Source organism: Hydrotalea sandarakina, from assembly GCF_003254115.1.
Taxonomy (GTDB): domain Bacteria; phylum Bacteroidota; class Bacteroidia; order Chitinophagales; family Chitinophagaceae; genus Hydrotalea; species Hydrotalea sandarakina.
The window spans coordinates 297,323-309,221 of the sequence record NZ_QKZV01000002.1; the positions used below are offsets into that span (position 1 = coordinate 297,323).

The 11,899-nt window shown below is 36.7% G+C and carries 7 protein-coding genes; 6 read left to right on the plus strand and 1 reads right to left on the minus strand.

What is annotated here, in order from left to right:
* The first annotated feature begins 100 nt into the window (after positions 1 to 100).
* From porU to ispF, 3 genes are all read left to right on the plus strand, one after another.
* Positions 101 to 3,565, plus strand: a complete 3,465-nt coding sequence (gene porU, locus LX80_RS04245) for a type IX secretion system sortase PorU (protein WP_111293805.1) — start codon at positions 101 to 103, stop codon at positions 3,563 to 3,565.
* A 112-nt stretch (positions 3,566 to 3,677) separates the two neighbouring features.
* A complete protein-coding gene (porV, locus tag LX80_RS04250) occupies positions 3,678 to 4,766 on the plus strand; it encodes a type IX secretion system outer membrane channel protein PorV (protein WP_245897965.1) in 1,089 nt (362 codons plus the stop codon).
* A gap of 148 nt (positions 4,767 to 4,914) precedes the next feature.
* Positions 4,915 to 5,403 (plus strand): 2-C-methyl-D-erythritol 2,4-cyclodiphosphate synthase, encoded by a 489-nt coding sequence (gene ispF / locus LX80_RS04255; protein WP_111293807.1) that lies wholly within the window; start codon positions 4,915 to 4,917, stop codon positions 5,401 to 5,403.
* 120 nt (positions 5,404 to 5,523) lie between these two features.
* On the opposite strand, the gene LX80_RS04260 is transcribed toward ispF, so the two are convergent.
* The gene (locus LX80_RS04260) at positions 5,524 to 8,880 is read right to left on the minus strand and encodes an Ig-like domain-containing protein (protein ID WP_111293808.1); all 3,357 of its coding nucleotides are present in this window, start codon (positions 8,878 to 8,880) and stop codon (positions 5,524 to 5,526) included.
* Positions 8,881 to 9,224: 344 nt separating this feature from the next.
* On the opposite strand from LX80_RS04260, the gene LX80_RS04265 reads away from it, so the two are divergent.
* The 3 genes from LX80_RS04265 to atpC all read left to right on the plus strand — a co-directional run bounded on the left by LX80_RS04265 (position 9,225) and on the right by atpC (position 11,808).
* The gene (locus LX80_RS04265; RefSeq protein WP_111293809.1) at positions 9,225 to 9,857 is read left to right on the plus strand and encodes a DsrE family protein; all 633 of its coding nucleotides are present in this window, start codon (positions 9,225 to 9,227) and stop codon (positions 9,855 to 9,857) included.
* Positions 9,858 to 10,025: 168 nt separating this feature from the next.
* Positions 10,026 to 11,531: a F0F1 ATP synthase subunit beta gene (gene atpD, locus LX80_RS04270; RefSeq protein ID WP_111293810.1), complete on the plus strand. Its 1,506-nt coding sequence runs from the start codon at positions 10,026 to 10,028 to the stop codon at positions 11,529 to 11,531.
* A 31-nt stretch (positions 11,532 to 11,562) separates the two neighbouring features.
* Positions 11,563 to 11,808 (plus strand): ATP synthase F1 subunit epsilon, encoded by a 246-nt coding sequence (gene atpC, locus LX80_RS04275; protein WP_111293811.1) that lies wholly within the window; start codon positions 11,563 to 11,565, stop codon positions 11,806 to 11,808.
* Positions 11,809 to 11,899 lie beyond the last annotated feature (91 nt).

Consider the following 11,899-nt stretch of genomic DNA (forward strand, 5'->3'; position numbering starts at 1 on the left):
ATAGGCGATTTTTTGAACATGAAATATATAAAACCTGCATACTTACATCTAAAACCCTAATTTTAACCTTTAAAACAGGGTATTGCCGTTGTAATTGCGTATGCTAAATAAAACGATAAATTGTTTCCAACCAAAAACTATTGCCTTTTTTTTAAAATTTTCCCTACTTTTTTTTACGCTTTTTGCTGTAATAACGTTAAAAGCGCAAAGAAATTATGCTACGGCATCGGTTTTATCTACCGGCAATTGGTATAAAATTGGGGTGATAAAGGGGGGTGTTTATAAAATTGACGTTAATTTCTTAAAAAATTTGGGTGTAAACACGGCTAATTTGCCTTCTGCAAATATTCGTTTATATGGTAATGGCGGACAAATGATTCCTGAAAATAATGCTACGCCCAGAATTGATGACCTTTTTGAAAATGCCATTTGGGTAAACGATGGTGGGGATGGGGTTTTTAATAACAATGATTACTTTTTATTTTATGCTGCCGGAACAAAGCAGTGGGTATTTGATACTACAAGCCAACAGTTTAATTATGTCAACAATTTGTATAGTGATACCGCTTATTATTTCTTAACCATTCAGCCTGCCGGCAAAAGGGTTTTGACCCAGCCTTCCGGGTTCAATCCAACAATACAAGTTAACAGTTACATGGAGCATGTGGCTTTTGAGCCCGATTCTGTAAACTTATTGAATAGCGGCAAACTGTGGTGGAGTAATCCTCTGAACCAATCGGCCGGATTAACTAGAACCTTTACAGTGAATACACCGGGTATTTTAAATGGAGTGCCTATTACCGTTAATTATTACTTGGCAGGTAATAGTGTTGGCACCAACAGTAATTTTAGTTTGGCATTAAATGGTAATCTATTCGCCACACCGGCAGTTAATGCAGTATCGGGTTATTTTTTAGATGCTTATGCCAATACTGTACAACAACAAGGAACAGTTGTTTTAACAGGCTTAGATAGTGTTTTAAAGCTTTCACTTTCATTTAATCCGGGGGTATCGGGTGCTCAAGGTTGGTATCAAAAAATTGTTTTACAATTTAGGCGGCAATTAGCCATGTATGCCAATAATCCCTTTTTACAATTTGCCGATCCTGCCACAGTAGGTATGAATCAGGTGGTTCAATATCAATTAGTGAATGTTAATAATGCTACTCGTGTTTGGGATGTTACTCAGCCTTTACAGCCCATTGAAATGCAGGTACAGGTAACTAACCGGCAGCTAAGTTTTATACAAAAAGCCGATTCATTAAGACAGTTTATTGCTTTTTCAGATGCTAATGCCCTTTTGCCCATTGCTTTGGGTCAAATACCGAATCAAAACTTGCATCAAATTTCTCCCACTGATTTTATCATTATCACCCATCCTCAATTTTTAAATGCAGCCAACCAATTGGCCAGTTTTCATCAAAACTTTTATCAGCAGCGGGTTCAGGTGGTAACAACGGCACAAATTTTTCAAGAGTTTGGAAGTGGTATTGCTGATCCTTCTGCCATTCGCGATTTCTTAAAAATGTACTACGATAAATTTGGTTCCGACTCTGTTAATAGATTAAAGTATGTGTTGTTAATGGGTGCAGCTTCATTCGATTATAAAAATCGCATACAACCCAATACCAATTTTGTTCCTTCTTATGAAAGCAGCAATAGTACAGAACCTTTGAATACTTATGTTACCGATGATTTTTTTGCATTACTAGGTAATTCAGATGATATTAACCAAATTAACCTTTCACCTCCGTTGCAATTGGCAATTGGTCGTTTCCCTGTAAGAAGTATTACTGAAGCTGCCACCATGGTAAATAAAGTAATTCAATATCATAATCCTGCTACATTCGGAGCCTGGCGTAATCAAACTATTTTTGTTGCTGATGATAAAGATAATGACCTGCATTTGCAAGATGCAGAATCCATTGCTTCTACTGCTGCTCAAATGGATAGTACTTTAAATGCAACTAAAATTTATTTAGATGCATACCCAATGGTAAGTACTGCAGCAGGTAGTCGTTACCCTCAGGTTAACACCGCCATTGTAAATCAGTTGTATAATGGGGCTTTATTTTTTAACTATAACGGACATGGTGGCTATCAACAACTATCCAATTCAGCGGTATTTGGCCAAACCGAATTACAACAGCTTAACAATGCCGGTAAATTACCCTTGTTTATTACAGCAACCTGCGATTTTGCCCCATACGACGATCCTACAAAAAATTCTTTAGGTGGTGGTTTATTGTATAACAGTTTAAATGGCGCTATTGCATTATTAACCACTACGCGAGTAGTTTTTGCTTACAGCAATCAAATTATTAACAATAACTATATGAAAGCTGCTTTGCAACGAAAGGCAAATGGGGCATACCCCAACTTGGGCGATGCAGTGCTTACCGCTAAAAACCTTACTTACCAATCTAGTGGCGATGTGTTGAACAATAGAAAATTCACCCTGCTTGGCGATCCGGCCATGCAATTGGCTTTTCCTGCATTACAAATACAGGTAACTACATTAAATGGTAAAGGATTAACGGGTGCTGATACTTTAAAGGCTTTAAATACCTATACATTGGGTGGAACTGTTACAAACAGTCAAGGGCAAGTACAAACTAATTTCAACGGAAACTTAATCGCTACTTTGTTCGACAAACCACAGCTCATCAAAACTTTAGGAAATGATCCTGCAAGCCCCGTAACTACATTTTCGCAACAAACCAATATTATTTATAAAGGTCAAGTATCGGTTAGTAATGGACAATTTCAGGTTAGTTTCGTGGTTCCAAAAGATATTAATTACAAAGTGGGAAATGGAAAACTTAGCTTATATGCATGGAACAATACTGTTGATGCTGCCGGTTACAGCACTAATTTTTTAATAGGAGGTGGTGATAGTTTATTGCCCCATGCTGTTAGTGCGCCAACCATTAAAGCTTATTTGAATGATACTTTATTTGTTAATGGAAGTGCAGTTGGTCCTAACCCCATTTTGCTGGTTCATTTATTTGATTCATTAGGAATTAACACCATTGGTGCAGGAATAGGCCACGACATTACGGCAGTGTTAGATGATAATACCAATAATCCAATGGTATTGAATAGTTTTTATGAGGCTTTGCCAAATAGTTATCAAGCAGGATCCATCCGATTCCCATTAAATGGCATTAGTGCAGGAAAGCATACTTTAACCATTAAGGCTTGGAACGTGGCTAATATAGCAAGTACGGTAACTTTATCGTTTACAGTTAATCCTGCTCCATTAAGTATTTTATCGGTGTATAATTATCCTAATCCTTTTTCCAACCAAACTACTTTTAGGTTGGTACAAAACTTTCCTGATAATGAAATACAAGTGGGAATATACGTTTACAACATGAACGGGAGTTTAGTGGCAAGGTTATTGCAAACAGTTTCCAATAATCAGGGTGGTGTTTTAGAATTAAATTGGGACGGGCGAGGGCTGAATAACAAAAAAATCTTGAATGGTTTGTATTTTTATCATATTATTGCACTCTCCAATACAGGAAAAGCTGAGGCAACTGCCAAATTTATTATTCACTAAAATAGTTGAATGAAGTAATTCTACTCCGAAATTTTTTTTAACCCATTGGGTATTTTTTACAATTCAATCAAATATGAGAATAAGGTTATTCTTTTTAATTCCTGTGTTATGTATGCTAGGCACAGCAGCCTTGGCACAAACCCAAACTGTAAATGTTACGACTACAGCAGTACCATTTTTGCGAATTTCCAGCGATGCAAGAGCCAGTGGAATGGGCGATGTAGGTATTGCAACCTCGCCCGATGCCAATGGTATGTTTTGGAATAGAGCCAAATTGCCTTTTGCTAAAAGCGATAATTCCATTGCTGTTACTTATTCACCCTGGTTTAGGGATTTAGGGTTGAATGATGTGTACTTAGCCAGTATTGCAGGTTATCACAAGTTAGACGACGAGCAGGTAATATCTGCATCTGTGCGCTATTTTAGCTTAGGAAACATTCAGTTTGCCGATGCAAATGGTAATTTATTGGGTTCATCAATGCCCCGTGAGTTTGGTATTGACTTTGGTTATTCACGTAAACTATCTGAGCAATTAGGTATTGGTGTGGCATTGCGATATATAAATAGTAGTCTTGCTTCCGGCGACCCAAATAATAGTGGCGTTATTTATAAAGCAGGTTCATCAGTTGCGGGCGATGTTTCTTTATATCACATAGCGCCTGATACTACAAAAAGTTATTTTACTTGGGGTATAGCTTTAAGCAATTTGGGGTCAAAAATTAGTTATACCAATGATGCGAATAATAAAGATTATATTCCTGCCAACCTGGGGTTAGGTGCTGCTTACAAAGCCCGTTTAGATCGCGACAATAGCATAACATTTGCTCTCGATTTAAATAAATTGTTGGTTCCCACTTACGATTCAGCAACCGCTTCAACTTACTATACACAAAGTGTTTTCTCAAGCTGGTTTAAATCGTTTAACGATGGCAGTAACCAATTAACTTCATGGACTGTTTCTGCGGGTGCAGAGTATAATTACGATAATACCTTTTTTATTAGAACGGGTTATTTTTATGAAAACAAATATCGTGGAAACAGAAACTATTTAACCTTTGGATTGGGATTGAATTATCAAAATATCGGTATCAATCTTTCTTATTTAGTAGCATCGGGTTATGTTACCACTCGTAATCCACTTTCCAATACCATACGTATTGGATTGAATTTTGATTTAGCTAACAATGGTTCAAAAAAATAAATCATATTTCAATAGTTTAATGCCAAAAAAGTCTGGGTTAATAAAATCCGGACTTTTTTGTTGTAATGCACAAAGGTGTTTTTAATTCTTATGTAAAAAACCTTTGCACTAAATTGGGGCAACTATTTTATTACTTAAATTTTTTTATATGCGTATTGGTTTTGGCATTGATTTTCATCAATTGGTTCCCGGCCGCGATTTTTGGCTGGGTGGTGTTCATATACCTTATCATAAAGGGGCATTAGGCCATTCAGATGCCGACGTATTATTGCATGCTATTTGTGATGCTTTATTGGGAGCTGCTTGCTTGGGTGATATTGGACTGCATTTTCCTGACACTTCTGCCGAATACAAAAATATTGACAGCAAGATTTTGCTTCAAAAATGCGTTTCATTAATTGCTGAAAAAGGATATAAAATTATTAATATAGATTCAAGTATTTGCTTAGAGGCCCCTAAAATAAAACCCTATGTTAAACAAATGCAACAAGTTATTGCAAGCGCTTGTAATATAATGGAAGAAGATGTTTCCGTAAAAGCTACCACCACAGAAAAAATGGGCTTTGTTGGCAGAGAAGAAGGGTTGGTTGCTTATGCTACTGTGCTTATTCATAAGCCAACAAAATTGGTAATGTAAGCAAGTAGTTTAATTTTTGTTCAAAAAGCATCTACATCAATCTGTGTCCGTTAGGATAAAAAACAAAACCCGCAGCTAATTAAAGCCACGGGTTTTTTTCATCAACCAAACAACCAAACCTTAGTATTTTAATATTTGTTTTACAGTAGTTCCATCTTTATGCGCTACACGTAACATATAAGTTCCTGCAGGTAAACTTTGTACCGGTAAACTTATAACCTGCCCTTTTGTAACTTGCTCTGCAATTTGGTTTTGAAGCATTTGGCCATTTAAATCCATTAATTGAATTTGTAAACGTCCATTCACGTTTTTGTTAAACATAAAGCGAATTTGTTGGTGAACGGGGTTGCCAAGCAAGGTTAGTAAATTAGGATCGTTATTTACAGGCGTAACAGCGGTAGCAGTTCCAAAATTAAATCGCACATATATGGGGTAGTGATCTGACGTATTGTTGGATAAATAATCAGGCACTACTGATGTTACATCGGTACGAACTTTAGCAGAATTATTTATGAAACTACTTACTAAGCTACTTGAAATGATATTATGATCAATCATGCCCGGATAATCAATGGTTGAGGCATAACCTTGATAATCTAACGGAAGCGTAAGTGCTTTATAAAATTTCGTTCCAACAGAATCTTTCAAAATAGGATCCCATGATGAAACTGGTCCTGAACCCGTTGAAATAGTACTTACTAAATCATCATTATAATCGCCCAATATCATTACATTGCTATTGCTAAAGCCGGCATCTAAACTATCTTTCATTTCTTTTACACCGGCATATCTTCTGTCATAATCTGAGCTGGTACTACCGGATTTAGCATGAATAATGAAGAAATTAATGGTTTTGGTTACACCATTTTTGGTTACATCGGCAGTAACCAAATACGGTACGCGACCTGTTGCCCAATTGCTGTAAGCAGTAGGGCTGGTTAACATAAAGCCTCTTCCTGTAACATTTTTTACCATATCTTTTTTGTAAACCAATGCCATTTTTTGACCACTTAACCAGTTGCCTCCTGATGGGGTGCTGGCATTTGTACAGAAAGGCGAAATGGTATAACCCCAATTACTTCCTAATGAATCCACTAATCTTCTAAATCGCATCGTATCTACCACTTCAATTAGCGCGTATATGTCTGCATCTAAATAACGCAATATTTTTTTAACGTTATTTTCTTGTAAATCTTTATTGGTGGGTCCGAAACCACTGCTGCCAAACCACTCTATGTTCCAGTTAACAATATCAATCGTATTACTTCTATTGATTGTATTGCCATATACTCTGGTAAAGTTTTTGTTTACTGCACCAATAGCAAAATTAACTTGTCCGCTAAATTCTAAGTTGCTTTGATTGGGTGCAAACCGCACAAATGCCTTAACGTTAGGCTGTGCCAATTCTGTAGGAGTGTATTGTATGCTATTGGCATAAGTGCTGCTGTCTTTTGAAACCTGGAATTGTGCAGGTGCTGTTATGGTAAGATTGCTGTTTGCATCTATAACAGTAAACTGAATGGCTTTTCCTGCAGTGTTTGAGCCTGGGGCTGTATATCCAAAAAATAAATCATTGGGTTGAACTGAAATGCTGGGTTGCGGTATTTGTGAACTATTATAAACAGTAATATTATCTAATGTAGTTCTGGCAGCACCATCAGTTGGGCTTGAAGCATAATGCCAAGCAATATAGGTGTTAGTAGATTTGAAGTTTGTTAAGTTAATGCTATCGCATTTAGTCCAGGTATCAGAATTAATAGGCGGAAAATGCCCATTTATTTCTGTCCAAGTAGCTAATGCCGGATTACCTGAACCAGAATAATTTGTTGAAACCAACAACTTTAATTGTGGCCCGTTATATTTTGTTCTGTTATAAAACTGCAATAAAGGGTAAGTAAAGCTGGTTAAATCTAAAGGTGGACTTATTAACCAATCATCATTCAACTGGGCACCACCACCGCCATATCCGTTTATTTGAATACCATTGCCCTGGTAACCATAAATGGTGCAATTCCAAGTAGAATCGCCGGCAGCGTTATATTGTGTAAACCCATCCGGTAAACCATTGCTGCAGTTATTCAAACTAAAGAAATAATTAGGTGACTGTGTAGTAAAACTCCAATGTGTGCTATCATTAAATCCTGCAAAGTAGTTGCCCGATAAATCTTGGAATGCAGTATCGGTAATTTTTACATAATATTTGGTGCTGAATTTTAAATTTTCAATGGCTGAAAATTGAATGGTACTATCCTTTACAGTAGCTGTATTCAACCATATAAGTTGAACCAAACTATCATTGCTTACTTGTTTAATGTGAATGGCACCTAAGCCTAAAGCAACGCCCTCATTAAACTTTATGCTGAAGTTGGGTTTAATAGGCACATTCGTTGCACCATTTGCAGGCGATAAACTTGTAACGATTGGTGGAATGGTATCATTGCTGGCAGTAGAAAATTGCCAGTTGGTAGCATTTTTACCCGCATAGGGATTATTAGAAAAGTCGGTAAATGCACCGGCATCTATACCAACAGCATAATGCTTTAATGGCTGTAACGTGGCATTTATGGTTACTAAATTGCCGCTAATACTAATGATGCTACTATCAACTTTAACAGTATCAGTAACATTATCAGTAACATCAGTAATGTATAAATTTCCACTATTGGCAACTACCGGTTCACTAAAATAAATTTTCAAGGGTAAAACAGAGGAGAAACCGGTTGCGCCATTTGCAGGGATTAAAAGTGTATCAACAGGTGGTATGGTGTCTGCAGGAATTTCATTCCAACTAAGATTAAAATTATCAATGGCTGAAGTTGCGCGGTTGCTGCTACCTGTACTGGCCGATAAAGTTACTATTCTAATCCATACAGTATCATTAATATCATCCAGTGCACTGCCAAAATTTACGTTTACTAATGTGTCAAAAAATTTCCCTCCACCTGTTACTAAAGGTGTAGGAGAGGTAGTTACGGTAGTAAAGCTGTTTGGATTTGTACCCTTAGCATATTGAACTAAAAATGTAGTGCTGCGAGGTGAACTGGTATCGAGCGATTGTAGGTTAAAACTCAAAGCAAAATCTTTTTTGCCCTTAGTATTTACCGCTTGAAAAACAAAAGCTGCACCGGGATCGCCAAAGCTACCGGTTTGTCTTACACCCAATGCACGGTTAACAGTAGTGTTTTGAGTGGTAGCAGGCGTGCTGGCTGTTAAACCGGTGGCAGAAGCATAATTGCTAAAGCGTCCTGAAGTACTGAACCAACTGGTGGCTGTAGTAGTTAAACTTACCGGAGTACCCAATGCTGTGTTTGTGGCGCCTGTTCTAACTGTGAAACCATTTGGCAATCCATTCGTTCCAATGGTGTCAAAATTTTGAATGAAAGGCGAAGTCCCTAAAAAAACTTGTGCCTTAGCTGAAATCATCAGAAAGGCTAATAAACCCAATAAAAAGAACTTTTTTGTGTAAAATTTTCCCATAGGTGCATGTTTGGTTATAAAAATTTGGTTTGTTGGATAACGGTTTGTTGATTAAATATTAATTAAAACGGTGAAGCTAAATATTTGCTTAATTCCCACAAAATCATATCGGTAAATAATTTTACCGTTTCGTTTCACCGCTTCAATTGATTAATAAATAATTAAAGCGCCAAAAATAAGGGCATTTAAAAACAATTGATATTAAAAAATTATCGGTAACAAAAAGTTCATTTTAATGTTTAATGTATTTTATTAAAATTATTTTTAATTCTTATAATTTTTTTTCGGAAAAAACAGAGAAATCAGATAGCAATGCATAACTTGATAGGCCAAACCCTTAATCTATGAAATGTTTTATACGCAGCGTATTTATGATCTTTTTTGCTTTTCCCTTTTTTCATCAGGCAGTAATGGCCCAAAATGCGGATAAAAAGCTTACCAAAAGGCAAGCGCGTATGCAAGCAAAGTTTGAAAAGTTGGCTATACACCCTTACATACAAACCAGCTTATGGACGGGGGTTATACCTGTAAAAGGAATTACCGATAACATTGATGTAAACTTGCCCTACAAATTATTATTTAGCGTAACAGTGGGTCCAACTGATTCCAGTTCAGCTAAAACGGAAAATTCTGGATTTACAGAAATAGGAAGAATCATGAACTTGCACATAGCATCGGGTGTTCCGGCAAAAAATTTAGAAGTGGTGGTTTTGGTACACGGCCCATCCTTATTTTCTTTATTAACCAATAATAATTATAAAAAAAGGTATAAAGTTGACAATTTTAACCTGCCTTTGATAGAAGAATTACAAAGTAAAGGGGTGAAGTTTATTGCTTGCGGGCAGGCTTTAAATGTTTTGAATCTTTCCATGGATGACTTAATACCCAATATAGGCTTAGCATTATCGGCACAAACCATGTTGTCATATTATCAATTAAAAGGGTACATTTTATATAACGAGGATAAGGCAGATTAAATAAGGTTGTAAAAAACAAATTTTACTATAATTAACAAGGCAAAATCTGTCGGATTTGAAGGGATTATACCATCTCGGCATAAAAATTTCCATTTATTAAAAAATGGTTAGAATTTGAAACCTTCATTCCCTTACCTTTGCCGCAAAATTTAAAAAAACTGTCTATTTATGGCCGCTATAGGTAATATCAAGCAAATTATTGGAGCCGTTGTGGATGTGCATTTTCCCAACCAAAACGATTTGCCAGAAATTTACAATGCATTAGAAATAAAAAAGCCCAATGGTGATACGCTGGTGCTGGAAGTACAGCAACATTTGGGTGAAGATAGTGTTCGTACCATTGCTATGGATGGAACAGAAGGATTGGTACGTGGTATGGAAGTTGTAGATACCGGTAAAGCTATTTCAATGCCGGTGGGTGAAGGAATTAATGGCCGTTTGTTTAATGTAACCGGCGATGCTATTGATGGTTTGCCTCAAATTTCAAAAGCAAATGGTCGCCCAATTCACAGTAAGCCGCCAACATTTGAAAACTTAAGTACTGCTACCGAGGTTTTATATACCGGTATTAAAGTAATTGACTTGATTGAACCTTATGCAAAGGGTGGTAAAATTGGATTGTTTGGTGGTGCTGGTGTAGGTAAAACAGTATTAATTCAAGAATTAATTAACAATATTGCCAAAGGACATGGCGGATTATCTGTATTTGCCGGTGTAGGTGAAAGAACACGTGAAGGAAATGATTTATTGCGTGAAATGATAGAAGCCGGTATTATGAAATACGGTGAAAGCTTTAAGCATAGTATGGAAGAAGGTGGATGGGATTTAAGTAAAGTAAATTTGGAAGAACTGAAAGACTCAAAAGCTACCTTCGTATTCGGACAAATGAATGAGCCCCCCGGTGCTCGTGCACGTGTAGCCTTAAGTGGATTAACTATTGCAGAATATTTCCGTGATGGTGATGGAACAGGAAAGGGTAGAGATATCTTATTCTTCGTTGATAACATTTTCCGTTTCACCCAAGCAGGTTCTGAAGTATCAGCCTTATTAGGTCGTATGCCTTCTGCCGTAGGTTATCAGCCTACCTTAGCTACTGAAATGGGTTTAATGCAAGAGCGCATTACTTCCACCAAAAATGGTTCTATTACATCTGTACAGGCAGTATATGTACCTGCCGATGACTTAACAGACCCCGCTCCGGCAACAACTTTCTCTCACTTAGATGCAACTACAGTATTAAGTCGTAAAATAGCTGACTTAGGTATTTATCCTGCGGTGGATCCATTGGATTCAACCTCTCGTATCCTCACACCTTCAATTGTTGGCGATGCGCACTATGAATGTGCTAACCGCGTAAAATTAATTTTACAACGTTACAAAGAGTTGCAAGATATTATTGCAATTCTGGGTATGGATGAATTAAGTGACGAAGATAAATTAGTAGTTGCCCGTGCCAGAAAAGTACAGCGCTTCTTATCGCAGCCTTTCCACGTGGCCGAACAGTTTACCGGTTTAAAAGGAGTTTTTGTTGACATTAATGATACTATTAAAGGCTTTAATATGATTATGGATGGCGCCGTTGATGAATATCCTGAAGCTGCCTTTAACCTGGTAGGTACCATTGAAGACGCCATAGAAAAAGGTAAAAAATTATTGGCTCAGGCGCGCAGCTAATTCAAACATTGTTAATTGGAAACTAAGATTTATGCAATTAGAAATATTAACACCTGAAAAGAAAGTGTATAGCGGTAATATTTACGGAATACAATTACCCGGTATTTCAGGTTTGTTTGAAGTGCTTGATAAACATGCCCCTATGGTAAGTGCATTAACCAAAGGAAATATTAAAGTGTTGGTTGATAAAAATAAAACTGAGCATTACGCTATTACCGGAGGTTTTGCCGAAGTATTGAATAATAAAGTAACTGTTTTGGTTGAAGGCGTTCATTAACCTTTGATACTAATTATTTTGATTTATAAAACACCCAAAAGGGTGTTTTTTTTATGGTTTTTAATGATAATGTCAATAAAATCTTAAAACC